This is a genomic window from Clostridium saudiense (assembly GCF_000577815.1).
GTDB lineage: Bacteria > Bacillota > Clostridia > Clostridiales > Clostridiaceae > Clostridium > Clostridium saudiense.
Window position 1 is genome coordinate 53,103 of sequence record NZ_CBYM010000003.1, and the last position, 22,807, is coordinate 75,909.

Here is a 22,807-nt window from a genome sequence, read left to right on the forward strand (position 1 = left end):
CTTATCTTTTTTAAAATATATTTTAAATTATGCTTTAGAATTTTATATTTAAAATATCGCAAAAAAATAAAGGAAATCTATTTCTAAATCTCCTTTATTATCATATACCATAATGAATTAAATGCTTATTTTGTTTTATTGCAAGATTAATTTTTATAATTAATTTTTCAAGTTCATTTGATTTAAATTGCTTATTTGCAGTAGTAATTATTTTTCTAAATTCTTTTAATGAACCTGGTGGTATAATTGTAGTTCCACAATAATCTAGTCCTAGTGCAGGATGTTTTTTCATATGAAAATAAGTTTTTAAATTTCCCAATTCCTCCAAGTATTCTGTTATCATTTCTTCTATTAAATCATCACTAACAGAAATACAATTATACTTTTCAGGTTCATAATCACTATACAATTTATCATCTTCAAATCTTTCAATGATTCCAAAATCATGTTTTGCCAAATTCCCACCCCTAATAAATTATATTTTCCAAATTATATTCTTAAACTAAACCTTAAAATTTTAACTCCTTATTAAATATATAATCAAACCTCTAAGTATAAATTACATTAATGTTACAAATTATTATTGAAATACATTTTATATTACTATGTATTATTACTCATCAAAAAAGAATAACATTTCTGCTATTCTTTCTCTTACTACTTCTTATTATTACAATTTTTGTCCAAACAATCTTCTAACAAATCACTGATAGCATTTGTTAGTTGACAATTTGAGTTCATAAAATAACAATTAGTCATTTGGTTATTCCAAGCATATAAGAATATTAGAAATAATACTAAATTCATAAATCTTTGTCCATAACACTGTAGTAAATTTAATAATTGACAAGCCAAAAATTCATTTGTTCCTTCTGTATCGCTATTGCTACCGCAATAATTTTCACAAAGTTCTTCTAACTCACCATCATTTAAGTCATTTAATATATCGTTTAAATTAGATGTTGATCCAAATGTACTCAATTTTCTTTTCCTCTCAAAAAGTTATCTAACGCTTCATAATACGCTAAAAACATAGAGATTGCTACAATTTTATATAATTTAACCTAAACTCATTACTTATGTATATTCTCCTTCGCTTAAAAACTCCTTTTAGATAAATTTATATTTATTAAATACCTAATCATAATAATATGTGATAAATTAATAAAAAAAATGTCACAACACTAAATAAAGTATTGTAACATTTTTTAACTACATATTAAACTTTTATAGTTCCATGCTTTAATAAATGATTTATTCTCTTAAAATAAGTTATACCTAATGGAATTGCCGCTGCAAGCCAAGCTACTGGATCCGCTAAACATATTCCTAAAAACTCTATATATCTTGGTAATGTAAATGCTACTACAGCTCTTGCAATAAGCTCATATGCTCCTGCCATCATTGGAACGAATGAATCCCCTATTCCTTGAAGTGCATTTCTATATATAAATATTAATCCAAGAGGTATAAAGAATATTGCTGATATATCAAGCACTTGTTGAGCATATTTTAGTATTTCTGCATCTGGATTACTTATAAACATCATAACAAAATATTTACCAAGGAATATTAATACTGCTCCCGCAATAATACTAGTAATAATAGAAATTTTAGTACATGCCTTTACGCCTTCTCTTATACGATTATACTCCTTAGCACCAAGATTTTGACCACAATACGTAGCCATAGTTACACCAAAAGTAATTGCCGGCTGCATAACAAGTTGAAGTGCTTTCGAAGCTGCAGTATATGAAGCAATAATAGTAGAACCAAATACATTTAATGCTCCTTGTACTGTCATTATACCAATTGCAGTTATTGAAAATTGAAGCGCCATTGGAATTCCTATTTTTAAATGTTTATGATAGTATCTTTTCTTAACTTTAAAATCTTCTTTCTTAAGTCTTAAAATAGTAAATCTCTTATATGTATATATTAGACAAAGTATTGCCGATACACCTTGAGAAATAATTGTTGCATATGCAGCACCTGCAACTCCCATATTAAAGTTAATTATAAATACTAAATCTAAAATTACATTTAATACTGAAGAAACTATTAAGAAATATAACGGTGTTTTACTATCTCCTAATGCTCTTAATATACTTGCAATTAAGTTATATGCAACCGTTGCTACAACTCCTGCATAAATTATTTTTATATATAAATATGCATCACCTATAATATTTTCAGGTGTATTCATTAATTTTAATAAAGGCATAGCTCCTAATAAGCTAACTATTGTAATTACCACTACTGAAATTACAGTTAATGTAATGGCACTTGCAACCGCTTTACGTAAGCCTTTTTCATCTTTAGCTCCAAACCTCTGAGAAACTAATACTGCAAACCCACTAGATAATCCAGTTGCAAATCCATTAACTAAGAATACCATTGAACTAGTTGCTCCAACAGCTGCTAATGCATCTACTCCAACAAATCTACCAACTATTATAGTATCAACCATACTATAAAACTGTTGAAATATATTTCCTATTAATAAAGGTATTGAAAATAGTAAGATTAATTTTGTTGGATTACCTTTAGTCATATCATTTGTCATATTGTTTTTCATCCACTCATCTCCCCCTAACATCTTATTTCACAATTAAATAGAATATCATCTTTATTATACTTTTGCAAAACAAATTTTAAGAGGTAAGACTAGTTTCCTTACCTCTTATATATTATTATTGTTTTACTATACACTTATTTAGATCTCGCTTCTTTAATCCATTTCTATTAGCTTTACTTATCCAAAATCTATTTGCTGCAAGTCTAAATGCAAACCTTGGAAACATACTTGGTGTTGTAAATATATCATCCCCACTTTTATTTTCATTTATATTTTTAGCCAAATTATCTAATGCTAATCCTAAATTAGTATTGGGACCCTTACCCATAGGTACATTCCTTAATCCTCCCATCATTTCTCCAGCCCCTATACCAATTCCTTGTGCCAATTTTATATTCATCTTTTTACACCAACATTTCATTATATTAAGTGCTATTTTATTTTGCTTACCTTCATAAAAGCCGCAGTTGGCAATAACATATACATTAACTCCTTTTAGATTATCTTTAAAATTCTCTTCTAGCATAATCAAAAATTCTAAAACATGAGAAGGTAATGAATCTACATATAATGGAAATGCAAATACTAATGTATCAATAGTATTAATCTCCTTTATAATATCTTCATAATCTACTTTTTTAGATAATTTATATTTAACTATATCTTTGCTTTCAATAAAATCACTTAATATATTTAGAAAATATTCAGAGTTACTTTTAGATACCTTTGGACTACCATCTATCATCATTATTTTCATTACAAAGTACCTCCTATTGTCAATATATTTTTTACAAAAATAGTATCACTAGTTTTAGTATTTAAATTTATGCCATTTCCTTTAACTAATTCTTGAGCCATTTCCTTTTCTTCATGAGATATATTATCACCATAAAAATACACTCTCATATTTATTTGCTTTTTATACCTACTTTTATGGTGAATTTCATTATTTCTTATTGTAAAATAAGGATGTATATATCCTATACTACGATCAAGTATATTTTTAATAAATGGACTATACATTCCATACTTACATTCACTTATTATTATAAGTTCATCACAACTAGCAATTTTTTCTCCCATTTTATTATAATCATCTTTTATAACACATTCTCCTGGAGTTTTTATCCAAAAGCCAAAACACCTAATACACTTGTTTATTCTTTTCCTTTACAAATTATAATATCCTCTTCATTTAAATTCTCTGAAATATTATTAAAATCTTCTTTACTTAAATCATGAATTATTAACTTCATATTTTTTATCCTCACTCTTTTTAATAATAAACTATTTTCGTAATTCCTTACTTACTTCTCCAATAATCTTAATTCCTTCTTTTATTTCATTAAGTGATAATCTAGAAAGTCCTAGCCTTAAAGTATTTTTACAACTATAATCAACTGAAAATATATCGCCCGGAGTAAATATAACTCCCTTTTTATAACACTCATCTAAAAGCTTTCTAGAATCTACTCCTTCTATTCCAATATAAATATGCAATCCGCCTTCACCCCATATAAATGTTGGATTAATGTATTTATTAATACATTCTACAGCAAGCTCATATTTTTCCTTATATACTTTTCTTACTTTTTTAATTTGCCTTTCAAATGATCCTGAACGTAAATATTCATATAATATACCTTGATCTAAAAATGATGTATGAATATTTTTACACCTTTTTACACTTTCTAATATATCAATAACATTTTTATCTGCAAGGATCCATCCTACTCTTATTCCTGGAAATAATATTTTTGAAAAACTCCCAATATAAATAACACCACTTCCCCCATTATCAAGAGCAGCAATTGGAGATACATGCGTACTATTATATAAAAGTTCTTCATTAAATCCATCCTCAATTATAGGAACATTATACTTTTTGAATAAATTATAAACAGAATATCTTTTTTCACCCTTCATTACAATTCCTGTTGGATTATGATATGAAGGAATTAAATATCCGAACTTTATATCATTATTTTTTAAGCTTTCTTCTAATTCATTAAGATCTATTCCATCTTCAGTCATAGGAACTCCTATAACATCTAATCCATGAACTTTCATAATTTTAATAGCTGTATTATGTGTTGGATTTTCGCAAATAATTTTATCACCTTTATTTGTATAAGCAGTTAGAAGCATTTCAAGCCCTTCTGTAAATCCATTAGTAATTATAATATCTTTGCTTGTTGTATCTACTCCCTTTGCCTCCATGTACTTTAAAAAATATTCAATAAGTGGCTTATACCCCTTTGCATATCCATAATTTAATATTTTATGCCCTTCTATTGAAATTCTATTTAGAAATGCTTTTTTAAACTCTTCCATATCAAATAATTCACCATCAGGTGAGATGCTTTTGAAAGATATTAAGTTTTTCTCCCAAGGTATTTCACTTTTTACAATATCTAATTTTTCTGCAAGTTTCCCATAATCATTAGCTCTCTGACTCCAAGCGACTTTCCATCCATCTTCATTTACTGATTTAACCTGCGAAACAAAGGTCCCCCTTCCTTTTACTGTATATAAAATACCTTCCTCTTCAAGATTTTCATATGCAGTTATTACAGAGTTTCTACTAACACCAAGTAATTTAGAAAGCTCCCTGGTAGCAGGGAGCTTTCCATTTGAAACAAGAAGATTACTAGCAATCATGTTCTTTATATAATTTTCTATTTGTACATATAACGGTTCTTCATCATTAAAATCAATTTTAGAAAATATCATTAACTTTCAACTCCTAAAATAGTGAATACTCTATTATCTTATCTAATAGGTCACTAAATTCTAATCCTCGCACCTTTGCACTTTTAGGAATAAGACTTTGAGTTGTCATTCCTGGAAGAGTATTTACTTCTAATAAATAAGGTACTTCATCTCTTATTATCATATCAATTCGTGCATAACTATTGCAACCCAAAATATCCCAAGCTTTCTTTGATATATTATTAATTTTCTCTTGTAGCTTTTCTTCTAGTAAAACTACTTCTTCTTTTGCTCCATTTTCCTCATATTTAGATTTATAATCAAAGAATTCACCATTTTGTGATTTTATCATAACCGTAGGAAAAACTTCTCCATTTAATACAAATGAAGTTATCTCTTCGCCATTTATATACTCTTCTATCATTACTTCATTATCATACTTTAATCCTTCTCTTACTGCTTCTTCTACTTCATTTTCATTTCTAATAAAGAAAGTAGCAACACTTGAACCACCTTTATTAGGTTTAATAAATACAGGATACTGTAATTCTTTTATTTTTTTATAATCTATTTCTTCAACAGATTTAACTATAATCCATTTTGCAGTATCAACATCAACAGTTTTTACTAGACTTTTAGTTAATCCTTTATTCATACATATAGCACTTGGCAACACCTTACATCCACTATATGGTATTCCCATAGTTTCAAGAGCACCTTGGATAGTTCCATCTTCTCCAAATTTTCCATGTAGAGCAATAAAAGCAAAATCAATTCCCTTTATTTTTTCTATAACCTCTTGCTTTGAATTTATTGTTATAGGAATTATTTTTTCATATTTATCTTTATTTAAATGTTTTATTACTTGTTCCCCTGATTTCAAACTTATTTCTCTTTCTGATGATACTCCACCCATTATTACCCCAATTTTCATCAATATCACTCCTAATTTTTAATCTTTACTTTATTTTATTAATTATATATAAAATAAAAAAGCACCACATTAACACTAAATTCATTAACCTGTGGTACTTTTTTATGATTATATTCAACTTTCAACTATGATAATTATGCTATTTTCATTTTCTGAATTTTCAAATCTGCTTTCTTCATATAATTAACAGCTATAAATACTGTTACCAATTCACTTGCTGGAACAGTTAACCATATTCCAATATCCCCCAAAATTATAGGTAGAATTATTATAAATATTAATATTAAAATTACTCCTCTTAATACGGATATAATAGCTGATGTCTTTGCATCCTCAAGTGCTGTAAAGTAAGCTGATGTCAAAATATTTAACCCATTAAAAACAAAAGCAACAGAATATAATTTAGTAGCTTCTGCAGTAATTCTAATTAATTCCGCATCACCTTTACTAAACATTTTAATAAGAGTTTCTCCTCCAAATATCATAAGTATAGTACTTGAAATTCCAATTATGATTATTGTTGATATTGCTATTTTTAAAATTTTATTTATTCGATCTTTATTATTTGCACCATAATTAAAACTAATTATAGGGCTAATCCCATTACATATTCCTGAAAATATAGCTATGACTAAAGAAGCTATATAGAGAATTATTGAAAAAGCAGATACACCCATTTCTCCAATTCTAATCATTAATACAATATTAAATATAAAAGTTGAAAAAGCAACTGCAAACTGTGTTATACCTTCTGATGATCCATTATAAAATATTCTTACTATTTTCTTAAAATCAAATTCAACTTTGCAAAATTTTAATATAGAGTCCTTTTTTAAATAGTGACTTAAAGCAAATAAAAATCCAATTGTAAATGCAATTCCTGATGCTATGCCTGCACCAACTAATCCTAAACCAAACTTCACTATAAATATATAATCTAATAGTATATTTAGTAGTGAACTAATAATATCTGCTATCATAGCATGATTTGGTTTTCCCATAACTCTAAGTCCACTACTTAAATAAGAACTCCCTACAAATGTAGTCAAAAATAAACATAATGCTCGTAAATATTGTACAACTAATGGCACCAAATCATCACTAGCCCCCAAAATTTTTGCTATAGTCGGTGCAAAAATAATGGTAAACACCGATAAAAATAATGTTATCACTGTTAGTGTGTAAAATGCTAAGCTAAAAGTCTTTCTTGCTTCTTTTTTATTTTCTTTACCAAGCTCAATACTAGTAATAGTCCCTCCCCCAATAGCAACCATTATCCCAATTGCCATTGCTACTCCGAAGAACGGCATTGCTATATTAACTGCTGACAATCCTTTAGAACCTACTACATTTCCAACAAATATGCCATCTACAACTATATATACTGAAAATACTATCATAGCAATAACCGATGGTATTGAATATTTTATAAATAGCTTCCCTATATTTTCTTTTCCTAATGATAAATCCATAGTACTCACTTCCTTTCCTAAAAAATAATAAACCTTAGAGTAACTCCAAGGTCAATATATTTTTATTTAATAGGAATCCATATTTCAATGTAATCAGTAGTTTTATCATTCTTATTTTCAAAAGTTATAAATCTTGCTACACTATCGCCTATAATTTCTATATTATTACCATCTATATATTTTTTAAGATACATTATACTTTCCTCTGTAATATCAATATTAATTTTAAATATACTATGAATACATTTATCATATTTGAAACATTTATAATCTATCAAGTTTCCTATATAGTCACTCTTATAAACTATTCCGCTAATAGCATAAACTATATTATTTTCAACTTTATTTATCTTAAAAAACTCCTTTTTTATTACAGATGAAAATGTAACTTCATTTAAGTATTCATAACTATTAAACTTATCCATTATCTTATAAGTCTTTAAATCCATTCCATCTGCTAGTTCTTCATAGAATATAATAGGTGAATTAACAATTTCTATTTTATTTAATAATTTTATAGTCTTCTCTATATCATATTTAAAGTTACTAACAGTTTTCTTTAACTTTTTTAGCTCTAAAATTTTATTATCTATATCAGACTCTTTATCTTGAAGAACTTTTTTTAATTGTTCAAGAGTACAGTTATTAATAATATCTTTAATTTCTTTTATAGATATATTAATTTCTCTAAAAGCAATAACATAGCTTAATTTAATAATATCTTCTATTGTATAATAACGATAACCATTTTTCCCTATGATTGAAGGCTTTAAAATATTATCTTTATCATAATATCTTAATGTATCTCTTGAAACTCCTAAATATTCTGATACTTCCCCTATTAAAAATCTATTTTTCACTTCTTTATTTCTCCATCTTGTTTATTTATTATAACTCTTAAAATTTATACTAATATATTAATTTATTATTGTCTATTTTTAAAACATCTCTTCTCATATATAATTTAAATTCACCTTAACACATTCAAAAATCAAAATAAATTATAAATAGCAATTACCATCATAAAATTATTCTCTACTTTATTTATAATAAAAGTGTTTTTGGAAAAATATACTTAATATATATTGACTTACTTTTCTTTTTATTAGATAATAATAATTATTAGTTAATAATAAAATTATAGGAGGATATTTATGAGTAATATAATTAATGGGTCTTGGAATGATTTTAGAGAGTTGATTTTAGTTGATAAAGTTGAAGTTTGTCCTACAATAATTTCTTTTTATTTTAAAGCAAAAGATGGTGGTAAACTTGTTAAACCAAAAGCAGGACAATTTTTACCCTTTAAAATAAAAACAGATAATCCTAAATATAAAGATATAATGAGAACTTATAGTCTTTCAATGTTTCCTAATGATGATACCTATAGAATAAGTGTAAAGAAAATTGATGGTGGTTTAATCAGTACTTATTTACATGAGAATCTTAATATAGGTGATTCTATTGAAGCTATGATCCCAATGGGTGTATTTACTGTAAAAGATAAAAAGAATGATATTGTTTTAATTTCTGGTGGAATAGGTGTTACCCCTCTTTTAGCAATGCTATATGAAGAATCTTCAACTAGGAATAATATTCATTTTATTCAAGCCGTTCAAAACTCTAGTTTGCATCCATTTAAGAATGATATAGAATCTATTGCTAAAATTAAAGGTATTAAAAATACTGTATTTTATTCAAACCCTTTAGATAGTGACAAAGAAGGAATAGATTATAACTTTACTGGATATGTTAATAAGAATTATTTAAAAGATAATGTTAACTTAGATTCAGATTTCTATCTTTGCGGTCCTCCTGTATTCATGAAGGCTGTAGAAAGTACTTTGCTTGAACTGGGAGTAGATAGTTCTAAAATTAACTATGAGCTTTTTAGCAAATAATTATTAGAGTTATAGCCTCTAAAGGAGACTATAACTCTTTATTCATAATGTAGCTTTACTGCATTAATATTCTTTTCATAACATTTTTTACATAAGACAATTAACTCATCATTACTACTATTAACATTATTTTCATATACACCGAGGTTGGCTATGTTGCCACATTCTTCACATTTATACTTGGCTTTTTCTAATGCATCTTGACGTTTTAAACTCCATTCTTCTTCATGTATATTATTAACTTCTTTATTATTATTTTTACTATTTCTATAAATAAATATATTGTTTCCTTCACTAAAGGCTTCTTTTATTTTACCTACAATAGATTTTCTAAAACTAAATAATTCACCCTTCTCTTTACCTCTTATTTTTTTATAATCCCTTACTATTCTTATACTTATAATTTTTATTAAGTAAATTCCTAATAATATATAAATTAAATTAAACATAAACATCACCATTTTTTATCTTTGACCATTTATAAAAATTTATTCATTTATCCTTTCACTTTATATTCAGTAAAATGAAGGATTAATTTAATTTTATTCATCATTTATTAAACTTTTTCACTATTTTTCTAAAAAAAATTCCCATTTTCCTTATAAAATCATATTGTATGATTTTATTTTATATGGTAAAATTTATTTAAAATGCAAGTTTTTTAAAAAAAATAATTCATTTTTTCCAAAAAATAAGGGGGCTAATATGAAAAAAAAATTAGGTTTAACAACAAAAATTTTTATTGGACTGATACTTGGAGCAATTTGCGGTATAATTCTTTATGGTATAGTTCCACCTGGAATAATAAGAGATGATATACTAATTAATGGTGTTTTTAAAGTCATAGGAAAAGGATTCTTAAGAGCAATGCAGATGTTAGTTGTGCCACTGGTATTTTGCTCTTTAGTTTGTGGAAGTATGGCAATAGGAGATACTAAAAAATTAGGACGTGTCGGTGTAAAAACTATAGTTTTTTATCTTGTTACAACTGCTATTGCTATTAGTTTAGCTATAGGTGTAGGTAAATTAATTAATCCTGGAATAGGCCTTGATATGAGCAATATTGAAATTGCTGAAACTACAGTAAGTGAAGCAACTTCTGTATCAGATGTTCTTTTAGATATAATTCCAACAAATCCGATTTCGGCATTAGCAAATGGAAATATGTTGCAAATTATATTCTTTTCAATTCTAGTTGGAATCATACTTGCTATGCTTAATGAAAAGGCTAAAACTGTTGCAAATTTCTTTAGTGAATTTAACGAAATAATGATGAAAATGACTATGATAGTGATGAAAGCTGCTCCAGTTGGAGTATTTTGTTTAATAGCTACAACATTCTCTAACATTGGTTGGAGTGCCTTTGCTCCAATGCTAAAATATATATTTGCAGTAATGTTAGCATTAGTATTACAATGCTTAATAACTTATATGTCAATGTTAAAGGTGTTTACAAAATTAAATCCTTTAACATTCTTAAAAAAGTTTTTCCCTGTAATGAGTTTTGCTTTTTCTACATCATCTTCTAATGCAACTATACCTCTTAGCATCGAAACTCTTGATAATGAAATGGGGGTTTCTGAAAAGATATCATCTTTTACAGTTCCATTAGGTGCTACAATAAATATGGATGGTACTGCAATAATGCAAGGGGTCGCAGTTGTATTTATATCTCAAGCTTTTGGAATTGAACTTGGTTTAAATGCTTATCTTACAGTTATATTAACAGCAACACTAGCTTCTATAGGAACTGCAGGAGTACCAGGAGTTGGACTTATTACATTATCAATGGTTCTTAATTCAGTAGGACTTCCTGTAGAAGGTATAGGAATAATCATGGGAATTGATAGAATTCTTGATATGACAAGAACTGCTGTTAATGTTACAGGAGATGCTATTTGTACTACTATTGTTGCAAAACAAGAAGGTGAATTTAATGAAGAGACCTTCTATTCAGATGTAATTGAACTTAATAAAGCAATTTAATATAAAAATAATTACCCACTTGATATAAATTAAAGTGGGTAATTATTTTATAACTATTAATTTAAGTTTGGAAAGTTAAATATATTTTCAATTCCTCTTTTTTCTTTAGGGTTATCTCCATGAATTAACTTTTTCTCCTCTTCTTCACAAATTATAACTCCATCAATTAAACCTTCACTATTTTTATTGTTAATATCATTTTTATTATTCATAAAAATACACCTCTTATAATCTTATTATGTTATTATTATTCCTATATGCTTCTTATTTATAAATTAACAATAAAAAAACTTCTATATTTACTCTATATTAAATTAGAGTAATATATAGAAGCTTAAATTATCTACTAAAACTGTCTTACTATTTTCAATGCAAAAACTGTAGAAATTCTTCTTTTTAGCTTTTCATTCAAAGCTAACTCTATTATTCTATTATCATTCATTTCAAATGTAAAAATGTTTAACCCACTAACTTTAGAATTATAATAAGAAACTTTATTTTTATTATTGGTATTATTAGTACTTTCATAAACTTTTCTTACATCTTCCATTGAAATATTAGCAACTATTTTTCTTTTACTTTCATTATAAATTTTAGTTACAGTAATAGTTTTATTATACAACTCATACTCATATTCAACATAACTTAAATAACTTAAAATAAAAGCTCCTATAGCTAATAATAACATAACAATTGCAATAACTAATGATGATAATAAAAAGAATGCTGATAATACTACTAATATCATAGCTAATCCTTGTAATATCTTAACTCTTCCTTTTCCCTTATCACATTCAATTAATTGCTCAAAAATTTCATCCATATTTCTCCTCCCATTATCCCTAAGTAATATACCATAATTTAATTATATCAAATTTATCACTACATTAATACTTAATATAGATATAATATTAATAACTATTATAGTCCTTTATAATAATTAATTAATTCCTCTTTAGTATTAATTCCCATATTTTGTGGTATTGTTAATTCATTAATATCTTTTCCTTTAAGCTTACCATCTACTATATACTCTTTTTCCAAAAACTTTTGTCCCCATGTTGCTATCTTATCTATTTCAGGTGTATCAACATTTAATATCTCTGCAAATGATTTTAAAATACATAAACCAAATTTTATATCTTCAATAAAATATCTTGAAGATTTATCTGGAATATATCCCCCATCTATTTTAACCATAGGAGAATCAATTCCTATAAATCCAGGAGCTGTATTTATCTTTTCACTTAATTCTTCTGCAGTATTTATATTATATCTTGACTTTATTTTTTCAATATCCCTAGGATCAAAATCACCATTTTCGTTAAATGCATTAAAAATTGCTTCTAACTCCTCATCTAATTTTAATAACTCTGTAGATGCTAAAGTTCCCCACTCCTCATAAAAATATGGATTTCTTTCATAAATATGTTCTCCCTCAACATAATCATGGAATAATTCATATAATCTTGAAGGATGCATAGTAGGATTAGAAGGTGATAATGTTATTGCTAAATATGAATTTAACGGAATACATGGAATATCTATAAAATTACTCATATCTTTAGCAACCTTTTCAGAATATTCTCCTGGTATAACTCTAATTTTCATAAATGGATTTTTTTGCTTTAACAAAACACTTTCGCCATACTTTTCAAGTCTAATAATGGACGGTACTCTTTGAGTTCCAAAGAATATACATCCTTTATCTAAAAGCTTATCTATTAAATACTCTTTTCCACCAAAGCCTGGAATTGCACCAACAACTGCGCCTTTCTTTAAATAAGGAAGTATTGATTCTATTGTCTTTTCCATCATAAATGAAGGATATGTAATTAATATGTAGTCAGCATTACTAACAGCCTCCTCATAACTACTTGTTATACAATGTAAAGTTATATGATGTGTTATATTTTTTTCCTCTTCAATTAAAGCAATAGTATCATTAAATGCTTCTGGTTTAGAAGTATGCAACCAAACCTTATTTTCATGTTTCATTGAAATATATGCAGCTAAATATGTTCCTATATTTCCTGCACCTATAATACAAATATTCATTTTTATCCTCCTACTTTTATTTATCTTAAGTCTTTTATAATTATATATTATCATCTTTTACATTAATAACTTGTATATTTTCTGTAAACTTTTACTTGTTAATTATAATAAAATATAATAATATCCAATATTGGCGTTATATAATTTCACATACAATCATTTTATACTATCACATAATAATATTTTAATTAATTATAATTTATATTTATTATTTAAAATCACACAAGGTAGAAAAAACTCATATCTTGTAATATAACAATAAATATAGGTATATTATATGACTTTATCAACTATACATTTCATTTATATATTTTTTACAATTTTAATACTAATATCGATTTTCAGAAAAAAGGACATAACTATAGTTTGTGTCTTTGGTGTTTTATCAATAGCTCTATATAGCAGTAAATCTATACCACTATCTATAATTTCCGTGTTTAATGGATTCTTATATGCTATAACAGAATTATTGCCTATTATTTTAATAATATCTATCATTACTGCTTTTAGTAAATTATTATCTGTAACTGGCATAAACGAAGCCATAGTATCACCATTATCAAAACTAATAAAAAATAAATATATAGCTTATTGGGTTATTGGAATAACAATGATGATTATTTCTTGGTTTTTCTGGCCTTCTCCTGCTGTTGCATTAATCGGTGCAGTTTTAATTCCAGTTGCAAAAAAAGTTGGACTCCCAAAGCTATCTGCTGCAATGGCTATGAATCTATTTGGACATGGAATAGCATTATCAAGTGATATTATAATTCAAGGCGCCTCTAAATTAACTGCTAACGCTGCTAATATTAGTATTAGCTCTCTTAATTCAACTCTTATTCCCCTAGAAATAGTAATGGGAATTACCACCACTGTAATCGCTTTTTTTATAGTTTTGAGAGATATCAAAAAAAATACTGTTTCTCAAGGTTATTCTGAACAAACAACACAAGAATTTAGTAAATCGGCTTCAAATATAATCAAGCTATCCAAAAAGCAAAAAAACTTATACGCTTTATTAGTTTTTGCCGGATATCTTTTAGATATTATATTAATGATAGTATTTTCTTTAACTGGAGGCGATGCAACCGCTTTAGTCGGCGGTACTACCTTATTTTTGTTGATTATAATTTTTCTTGGAAACTATAAATTTAATAACATGAAAGAAATAACTCCATATATTGTAGATGGTTTTCAATTTGCTTTTAAGGTATTTGGTGCTGTTATCCCAGTAGCAACATTTTTCTATCTTGGTGGAAATGGCTTTGAATCAATTATAGGAGATATATTGCCTGCCAATTCTAATGGTATTATTAACGACCTTGGAATTGCACTTTCTAATGCAGTACCATTAAATAAAGCAATTGCAACAGCAACTGTTTCTAGTGTAGGTCTACTTACCGGTCTTGATGGATCTGGCTTTTCCGGTCTTTCATTAGTAGGTTCATCTGCAATGCTTTTCTCTCAATCAATGTCAATAAATATTTCTGCCTTAGCGTCAATAGGACAAATATGTACAATTTGGATTGGAGGAGGCACATTAATCCCATGGGCATTAATCCCAGTAGCTGCAATCTGTGATGTTTCCCCTTTTGATTTGGCTCGAAAAAATTTATTGCCTGTATCCATCGGACTAATTGTAACAATAATTTTTGCTATAATATTTTTTGTATAAAACTTAATACTTTATCACATGGTTGTATGATTTTTGTACAACCTTTTTCATTATATTAAACCATTTTTTTCTAATTATGTTTTATTATTAAATAACTTTTGTTAAAATTTACTTAACAATTATTGCAATTAATTATTTTATACTTTATAATAAGTTATAAATTACTGTTTTATATTTTTATTTCAAACTTTTTTAACAGTAGTTAATTCTATTTTATGTTTAGGGGGATATTATGAAACTAGAAGTGAAAAATATACGAAAAAGCTTTTCTGGAAATGAAGTACTTCACGGAATTTCTTTTTCTGTTGAAAGTGGTAAGGCATTAGGTCTATTAGGTAGAAATGGTGCTGGTAAAACAACAACTATCAGAATATTGATGGACGTATTTAAATGTGATTCTGGTGAAATATTAATTGATGGTAAACCTTTTATACCTAAAAATCATCAAATTGGATATTTACCAGAAGAAAGGGGGCTGTATCCTAAAAAGAAAGTTACAGAACAAATCATATACCTTGCTTCATTAAGAGGTATAAGTAAAAAAGAAGCTAAAGAAAATACTTTAAAATGGCTTAAAAGACTAGGTATTGAGGAATATGCAAATAGGAAGCTAGACACTTTATCAAAGGGTAATCAACAAAAAGTTCAATTAGCTCAAACTTTAGTTTGTAATCCTGAAATTATAGTTTTAGATGAACCTTTTAGTGGGCTTGATCCTGTAAATGCTCAAATTCTTAAAGATGTAGTAAATGAGTTAATTCAAAATAATAAAATTGTTATTTTTTCTAGCCATCAAATGAGCTATGTAGAAGAATTTTGTGAAGACATAGCTATAATTAATAAAGGTAATATTGCATTAAGCGGTAATTTAAAAGATATAAAAAAGGATTTTGGAAAAAATAGACTTATATTAAGTGCAAGTAACTATTCTCTAGAAGAACTAAAAAAAATATTTGAAGAACAACTTACTAATTTAGTTAGTATTTACGAAGTAAAAAAAGATTTTTTAGTATTAGAACTTTGTGAAAATACTACTAAAAATAACTTATTAAAACATATTTTAACTACTAATATTGATATTGAAAAATTTGCAATATATGAACCTACATTAACTGATATTTTTGTATTAAAGGCTGGTGATGAATAATGAAACAATTTTTAAATGTATTAAGCTTTGAATTAAGTAACTATTTTAAAAACAAGGGATATATGATTACTACAATTCTTTTTTCTATATTATTGATAATAGGATTATCTTTACCTTCATTTTTTAATATGTCTAAACTTATTCCTCAATTAGACCAAAACTCTACAGAAAGTATTGAGTCTGTAGAAGAAATCTCTGAAGAAGATAAAAAAAGCTTTGTAATAATAGATAATAATAATATTTTTGAAAATTTAGATATTCTTGAATCAGCTTTCTTAAACTCTAAATGGACAAAGGTTACTAGTTTAGATGAAGCCGAAGAATTAATTAAATTAGAAAATGTAGAAGCTGGTTTTTCAGTTGATAGCTTAACTAAATATTCATATTTAGTTAATAATTCAGGATTTACAGATACAAACCAAATGATTTTTGAAAATCTATTATCAAGCTTAGGCCAACAAGTTTATGCAAATGAACATAACTTAAATATAAATGATTTACAATCTGTCATACATCCCTCATTTGATTCTGATGTTACTATCCTTGGAAAAGACAGTGCTAATAACTTCTTTTATGTATACATCTTTATTTTTGCAATGTATATGATGATTTTATTATATGGACAACTTATTGCAGTTGCTGTAACATCTGAAAAAAGCAATAGAGCCATTGAAGTCTTAGTTACAAGTGCAAATAGCAATAGCCTTATTTTTGGTAAAGTAATAGCTGCAGCTTTAGCTAGTTTTATTCAAGTTGGAGTAATTCTTGCTTCTGGAATGATAACTTATTCCCTAAATAGTAAAGCATGGAACGGCCTTTTAGATGGCATATTTAAAATTCCATCAAATATATTATTAACTTTTATTATATTTGGTGGTTTAGGATACTTCTTCTATTCATTTATATTTGGAGCTTTAGGAGCATTAGTTTCTAAAACAGAAGATATAAGTTCTAGTATTGGACCTATAACAATGATTTTCGTTATTGTATTCTTTATAAGTATGTTTGGATTATCAAATAGTGATAGCTTACTTATCAAAATTGCATCATTTATTCCTTTTAGTTCTTCAATGACCATGCTAATAAGAGTTGCAATGGGAACTGTATCTAATTTTGAAATTGTAATTTCATTTATTATTTTACTAGCTTCAACTATCTTAACAGCTCTTGCATCTGCTAAGATTTATAGATTAGGTACTTTAATGTATGGTAATCCAATTAAGCTTAGAAATGCTTTAAAATGGTTTAAAAAAGAAAAAATTTCTTAAAATATAAGGAGCATGATTAATTTACATGCTCCTTAATAATAAAACTTACTAATTAAATAGACCCTTTATTTTATCAATTAATGACTTATCACTTTTATCTGATTTATTCTCTGTATTCTTAGTGCTTGAATCATCTGTTGTCTTATCAATATCTGAACTTTCAATAGCATCACTTCTCATTATAAATTTAACAGATCCTTTCATATCACTTGTTAATCCTGAATAAACACCATAATCCTTTGCCATTTGCACTAATTCATCCTTTGCTTGACTAAATCCATCGATACTATCTAAAGCTTCACTTCCTAAATCATTGATTTTGTCTAATCCCTCATTCTTTAGCTTATCAACACCTTCATATAATGATTGTGTTCCACTTTTTAATTGTTCTGTTCCATTTAAAATCTTTTCTGAGTTATTTTTTAATGTTCCTGTACCTTCTGCTAATGTCTTACCTCCAGTTGCTAAGGCACTTACCCCTTGACTTAATGTTTTTCCTCCACTAACTAACTCCTTTGTTCCATCATACAGTGCACCTAATGCTGAATCTATCTTCTTTGAATTTGTATTTAATTCATTAGCTCCATTTGATAATTGATTACTTCCTATTGCTAAATCACTTACTCCATCAGCTAACGTCTTACCTCCACTTGATAATTGATTTGTTCCATCATATATTGATCCTATTCCGGAATTTATCAACTTTGAATTGGTGCTTAATTCATTAGCTCCATCTAACAATGTATTACTTCCTTCACTTAAAGCTGTTGTACCATCTAATAAAACTCCTGTACCTGCCGCTAATTTTTGACTTCCATTAGATAAATCTCCCATGGCAGAATTTATAAGTTTAGAATTATCATTTAATGAATTAGCCCCATTTAACAATGTATTGCTTCCACTCTTTAAATTACCTACACCACTTTGCAAGCTTGATGTTCCTGCTAATAAAGACTTACTACCATCATATGCTGAGCTTATTCCATTACTTATAGCTTGTGCTGCTGCATTTAAAGAATCCCCATTTGATGATAATTGCGATAATCCAACTTTAACTTCTGCAGATCCACTAGCTAAATTTCTTAAACCATTTTCTAGCTCATTTGCTCCACTTGCTCCTGATTGAAGTGCAGAAGATAAATTTGTTAATCCTTCGGTTTGACCATCTGCAATTGCTTTAATTTTAGCGCTATATTCTCTAAGCTCTTTTGCTTGAGTAGGATCTATTTTTTCAATTGATGTAGCCATTGTATAAATCGACTCTGCAATTTGCTTTAAGCTACTTGTAGTATCTTGAAGCTTTCCAATTCCATCTCCAGCTCCTTGCAATCCATTATTTAATTCTGTCATACCACTTAATGCAGATGATATACCACTATCTATTGAATCATAATTTTCATTTAAACTACTTACGCCTCCTACATACTCATTAACTTTAGAAGTAAATTCTTCTTGTGAAGACTTTAAAGTTCCAAGTCCACTACTCAATTCTGTAGCACCTTCATTTAAACTTTTTGATCCCTCTTCTAAATTAGATACTCCTTCATCTAAATTTTTAGCTCCATCAGCTAAACTTGATACTCCCAAATCAAATTCTGTGTATTTTCCTTGTAATTCACTTACACCTGAATTTAATGCAACTGCTCCATTATTCAATGTTGGTACACTATCATTTAATGTATTAATCCCCTCATTTAAAGCACTTGCACCTGTTGCTAATGATGATATTCCAGCATCAAATTGTGTATATTTATCCTTTAACTCACCTGCTCCACTATTTAATGTATTAACTCCACTTAATAATGTTGGTACACTACCACTTAAAGTATTAATTCCACTATTTAAAGTGCTTGCACCACTTGCTAATGATGATACTCCTTCATCAAATTTATCATAATTCTCTTTAATTTGACCTGCTCCACTATTTAATGAATTTACTCCACTTAGTAATGTTGGAACACTTCCATTTAAAGTATTTAATCCATTTCTAAGTTCAATAGCTCCACTATTTAATGTTCCTACTCCTGCATTAAATATAGAATAATTACTTGCTAATTCTGTTTGTCCATCTAATAATTCCTTAGATCCACTTAATAAATCTTCTCCACCTTTTTGTAGATCATTTAATGATGTCCTTAAATCATCCAAACTATCAATACCTTCAATTTCATCTATATCTTCACTTGATGTAGTAGCTAAAACCATTATCGCTGGTATCTCAAAATTATTAGTTTCACCTGTAATTTCAAATGAATCAGATAAATCAATACTACTGCTACCTAATAAGTCATCTAATACATCTCCCAAATCTAAAGATTCTTTTAATCCTGGTATTGTTACAAATGTTACTAAGGAATTATTCCCATCATTAATAACCTTACCAGAACTAACTTCCACATTACTAAAGTTACTATTAGATAAAGTAAGTTCTGCTGCAGTTAACAATGGTAAATAAATATTTCTCTTTTCATTATTTATAAATACTGTCTTACTTTGATTATTAGTTATATTAACAGAAATCTTAAACTTACCACTTTCCCCCAAAACCTCATTTGGATCAACCTTCTTACCATTAAACTCATAATTAACTGATATTGTTATTGGTAATTGATTATTACTTTTACCCTGATAATAAAGTTCATTAGAATCAATATTCCAACTTAATTCATCTCCATTTTTAGTTGGTTCTTCATCACCTTTTACATTCTTAACATCACTTAATGTAGACTTATCTGTAAATTGCCCTAAATTTTCACTTCCTTTAATCCAATCACTAACAATTTGCTCTGTCGGATTTCCATTTTCATCTAATATAACATAAACAGTTTCATCCTTTTTTATATCTTGAGCGAAAACTACTGAATTTGATGTAACTGTTATTAATGCAACTAAACATGCTAATTTTTTTGATAACCCTTTTCTCATATCTCTTTTCCCCCTTCAACACACTCTACAAAAGACTTACTTGTCTTAACTATTAATTTTTCACAAAGCAATAATATTCCTGGCAATATAAATAGAATTACAACCATACTTATAATTGCGCCCCTAGCCATTAATGTACATAATGAGCTTATCATTTCCATATCTGATATAATTCCAACCCCTGCTGTTGCCCCAAAGAAAGTTAAAGCACTAGTTACAATTGATCTTGATGAACTTTGAAGTGCTATTGTCATTGCTTTTTTCTTATCCGAATTTAATGCTAACTCTTCTTTAAATCTAGAAGTTAATAATATCGCATAATCTACAGTTGCTCCTAATTGAATAGTTCCTATGACTATTGATGATATAAATGGAATGCTTGTACCCATATAGAACGGAATACCCAAATTTATAAAAATAGCTAATTCAATTGCTAAAACTAATAATATAGGTATTATTGCTGATTTAAACACAAATAGTATTATTACAAATATAGCTAAAATTGATGCTACACTAACCCGATTAAAATCACTATCTGCTATTGTAATCAAATCTTCTGTTAATGGCGCCTCACCACCAACTAATCCATCTTTATCATACTTTTTAACAATATTGTTTATTTCCTTTAATTGAACTTCTACCTCATCAGATGCTGCCTTATACTCTGAATTAAGCATTATTTCTTCATATCCACCATTTTTTATTTTCTCTAACAAATCACTTGGTATGAAACTTTGAGGAATTCTAGGCCCTAGTAAATCTTCTAAACCTACTACTGAAGTAACCCCATCAACACCTTTTAACTCATCAATCATTGCATCAACCTTATATGCTTCTAAATCATCTCTTACTAAAATTATGTTAGTAGACATCATGTTATATTCTGACTTTAATTTATTATTAGCTACAATAGAAGGTAAATCCTTTGGAAGTGATTCATCTAGGTTATAATAAACCTCCGTATTATTATTTCCTATAATAGCTGGTATCAAGATAATTGCACCAATAATTACAAGAATCTTGTGATGCTTTATCACAAAGGCAGAACTTTTTTCAAACTTAGGTAATAAAGTCTTGTGTTTATATTTGTGAATAAGCTTATCAAATGTTAATATCATTGCTGGCAATACTGTTATAGTGCATATAACACCAAATACAACACCTTTAGCCATTACAAATCCTATGTCTTTTCCAAAACCTAATTCCATAATGCATAACGCTAGGAATCCAGCGACTGTTGTTAAAGAACTACCTGCAATAGATGCTATAGTTTTTTCTATTGCTACCGCCATAGCTTCAGTCTTATCTGGCTGACTTTTACATTCTTCATCATATCTATTTAGTAAGAAAATTGAATAATCCATCGTTACAGCTAATTGTAATACTGCTGACAATGCCTTTGTTATATAAGAAATTTCACCAAATATAATATTTGATCCCATATTATAAGCTACTGCAATTCCTATACTTAACATAAAAATAATAGGAATTATAAAAGATTCCATAGTTAAGCTTAAAATTATTATTGATAAAATTACTGCTATTAAAATATAAATTGGTGTTTCCTTATCTGCTAAATCCTTTGTATCTTTTATTACTCCCCCTATTCCACTTAAAAAGGCTTGTTTGCCTGTTATACTTCTTATTTCCTTTATTGCTTTTTCAGTACTTTCACTTGCATCAGTGTCTTTTAACTTAACAATCATCAATGTTGAGTCATCTGAAAAAAGCATATCTCTTACTAAAGAAGGTAATATTTCCTTAGGAACAGAAATATCAAGTGCATCATCTATCCAAATTACATCTGATACTCCATCCACATTGGATACTTTTTCTTTAAGCTTAGCTACATCTTTATTTTCCATACCTTCAACTATTAACATAGCTAAAGATCCACAATCAAATTCATCCTTCATAATTTTTTGAGCTTCTCTAGTTTCTAGGTCATCAGGTAAATAACTTAAAATATCATAATTAACTTTTGTATTAAAATAACCTATTGCAGAAGGAATTAATAAAATTATTGCAACTATTAAAATTAAAATTCTGCTTTTGGCTATTGCTCGTGAAATTTTTTTCATAATGTTCCCCCCTCATCATTCTCTGATTTAAACTTTATACCCTATAAACTATTTTTTCAATTTTAGTTTT

Annotated in this window: 20 protein-coding genes; 5 read left to right on the plus strand and 15 right to left on the minus strand. The window is 27.4% G+C overall.

Annotated elements, in window-relative coordinates:
• Positions 1-100 precede the first annotated feature (100 nt).
• From TY07_RS02565 to TY07_RS17135, 9 genes are all read right to left on the minus strand, one after another.
• Entirely contained in the window at positions 101-457 is a 357-nt protein-coding gene (locus tag TY07_RS02565) for a hypothetical protein (RefSeq protein ID WP_042394917.1), read from the minus strand.
• 200 nt (positions 458-657) lie between these two features.
• Positions 658-981 carry a hypothetical protein gene (locus TY07_RS02570; RefSeq protein WP_042394920.1) on the minus strand — a complete coding sequence of 108 codons (324 nt, stop codon included), beginning with the start codon at positions 979-981 and terminating at the stop codon, positions 658-660.
• Positions 982-1,219: 238 nt separating this feature from the next.
• Entirely contained in the window at positions 1,220-2,566 is a 1,347-nt protein-coding gene (locus TY07_RS02575) for an MATE family efflux transporter (protein WP_042395193.1), read from the minus strand.
• Positions 2,567-2,693: 127 nt separating this feature from the next.
• The gene (locus TY07_RS02580; protein ID WP_042394923.1) at positions 2,694-3,335 is read right to left on the minus strand and encodes a flavodoxin family protein; all 642 of its coding nucleotides are present in this window, start codon (positions 3,333-3,335) and stop codon (positions 2,694-2,696) included.
• The gene (locus tag TY07_RS02585) at positions 3,335-3,661 is read right to left on the minus strand and encodes a hypothetical protein (protein ID WP_341349568.1); all 327 of its coding nucleotides are present in this window, start codon (positions 3,659-3,661) and stop codon (positions 3,335-3,337) included. The genes TY07_RS02580 and TY07_RS02585 overlap by 1 nt, the downstream gene beginning before the upstream one ends.
• A gap of 204 nt (positions 3,662-3,865) precedes the next feature.
• Positions 3,866-5,311 (minus strand): MocR-like pyridoxine biosynthesis transcription factor PdxR, encoded by a 1,446-nt coding sequence (gene pdxR, locus TY07_RS02590; RefSeq protein ID WP_042394925.1) that lies wholly within the window; start codon positions 5,309-5,311, stop codon positions 3,866-3,868.
• A 13-nt stretch (positions 5,312-5,324) separates the two neighbouring features.
• Positions 5,325-6,224 (minus strand): D-alanine--D-alanine ligase, encoded by a 900-nt coding sequence (locus tag TY07_RS02595; RefSeq protein WP_042394927.1) that lies wholly within the window; start codon positions 6,222-6,224, stop codon positions 5,325-5,327.
• Positions 6,225-6,358: 134 nt separating this feature from the next.
• Complete coding sequence (locus TY07_RS02600) at positions 6,359-7,696, minus strand: MATE family efflux transporter (protein ID WP_042394929.1); 1,338 nt, start codon at positions 7,694-7,696, stop codon at positions 6,359-6,361.
• A gap of 62 nt (positions 7,697-7,758) precedes the next feature.
• A complete protein-coding gene (locus TY07_RS17135; protein WP_052330583.1) occupies positions 7,759-8,556 on the minus strand; it encodes a MerR family transcriptional regulator in 798 nt (265 codons plus the stop codon).
• Between the two features lie 294 nt (positions 8,557-8,850).
• Here TY07_RS17135 and TY07_RS02610 point away from each other — a divergent pair, with 294 nt between their 5' ends.
• A complete protein-coding gene (locus TY07_RS02610; protein ID WP_042394931.1) occupies positions 8,851-9,597 on the plus strand; it encodes an FAD-binding oxidoreductase in 747 nt (248 codons plus the stop codon).
• A gap of 38 nt (positions 9,598-9,635) precedes the next feature.
• On the opposite strand, the gene TY07_RS02615 is transcribed toward TY07_RS02610, so the two are convergent.
• Entirely contained in the window at positions 9,636-10,046 is a 411-nt protein-coding gene (locus TY07_RS02615; RefSeq protein WP_042394932.1) for a hypothetical protein, read from the minus strand.
• Positions 10,047-10,302: 256 nt separating this feature from the next.
• On the opposite strand from TY07_RS02615, the gene TY07_RS02620 reads away from it, so the two are divergent.
• Positions 10,303-11,583: a dicarboxylate/amino acid:cation symporter gene (locus TY07_RS02620; RefSeq protein WP_042394935.1), complete on the plus strand. Its 1,281-nt coding sequence runs from the start codon at positions 10,303-10,305 to the stop codon at positions 11,581-11,583.
• A 56-nt stretch (positions 11,584-11,639) separates the two neighbouring features.
• Here the strand turns inward: TY07_RS02620 and TY07_RS17960 are convergent, their stop codons facing one another.
• From TY07_RS17960 to TY07_RS02630, 3 genes are all read right to left on the minus strand, one after another.
• Positions 11,640-11,795 carry a hypothetical protein gene (locus tag TY07_RS17960; RefSeq protein ID WP_156327858.1) on the minus strand — a complete coding sequence of 52 codons (156 nt, stop codon included), beginning with the start codon at positions 11,793-11,795 and terminating at the stop codon, positions 11,640-11,642.
• Positions 11,796-11,929: 134 nt separating this feature from the next.
• Positions 11,930-12,406: a hypothetical protein gene (locus TY07_RS02625; protein ID WP_042394938.1), complete on the minus strand. Its 477-nt coding sequence runs from the start codon at positions 12,404-12,406 to the stop codon at positions 11,930-11,932.
• 98 nt (positions 12,407-12,504) lie between these two features.
• Entirely contained in the window at positions 12,505-13,641 is a 1,137-nt protein-coding gene (locus TY07_RS02630) for an NAD/NADP octopine/nopaline dehydrogenase family protein (RefSeq protein ID WP_042394942.1), read from the minus strand.
• 277 nt (positions 13,642-13,918) lie between these two features.
• Between TY07_RS02630 and TY07_RS02635 the strand changes: the two genes are divergently transcribed.
• From TY07_RS02635 to TY07_RS02645, 3 genes are all read left to right on the plus strand, one after another.
• Positions 13,919-15,316: a TRAP transporter large permease subunit gene (locus tag TY07_RS02635; protein ID WP_042394943.1), complete on the plus strand. Its 1,398-nt coding sequence runs from the start codon at positions 13,919-13,921 to the stop codon at positions 15,314-15,316.
• A gap of 232 nt (positions 15,317-15,548) precedes the next feature.
• Positions 15,549-16,463, plus strand: coding sequence for an ABC transporter ATP-binding protein (locus tag TY07_RS02640; RefSeq protein ID WP_042394944.1), 915 nt, complete (start codon positions 15,549-15,551; stop codon positions 16,461-16,463).
• Entirely contained in the window at positions 16,463-17,731 is a 1,269-nt protein-coding gene (locus TY07_RS02645; protein WP_042394946.1) for an ABC transporter permease, read from the plus strand. The genes TY07_RS02640 and TY07_RS02645 overlap by 1 nt, the downstream gene beginning before the upstream one ends.
• A 48-nt stretch (positions 17,732-17,779) precedes the next feature.
• Here the strand turns inward: TY07_RS02645 and TY07_RS02650 are convergent, their stop codons facing one another.
• Both TY07_RS02650 and TY07_RS02655 read right to left on the minus strand, forming a co-directional pair.
• Complete coding sequence (locus TY07_RS02650; protein ID WP_042394949.1) at positions 17,780-20,656, minus strand: YhgE/Pip domain-containing protein; 2,877 nt, start codon at positions 20,654-20,656, stop codon at positions 17,780-17,782.
• A complete protein-coding gene (locus TY07_RS02655) occupies positions 20,653-22,737 on the minus strand; it encodes an efflux RND transporter permease subunit (protein ID WP_042394952.1) in 2,085 nt (694 codons plus the stop codon). Before TY07_RS02655 ends, TY07_RS02650 begins: the two co-directional genes overlap by 4 nt.
• Positions 22,738-22,807 lie beyond the last annotated feature (70 nt).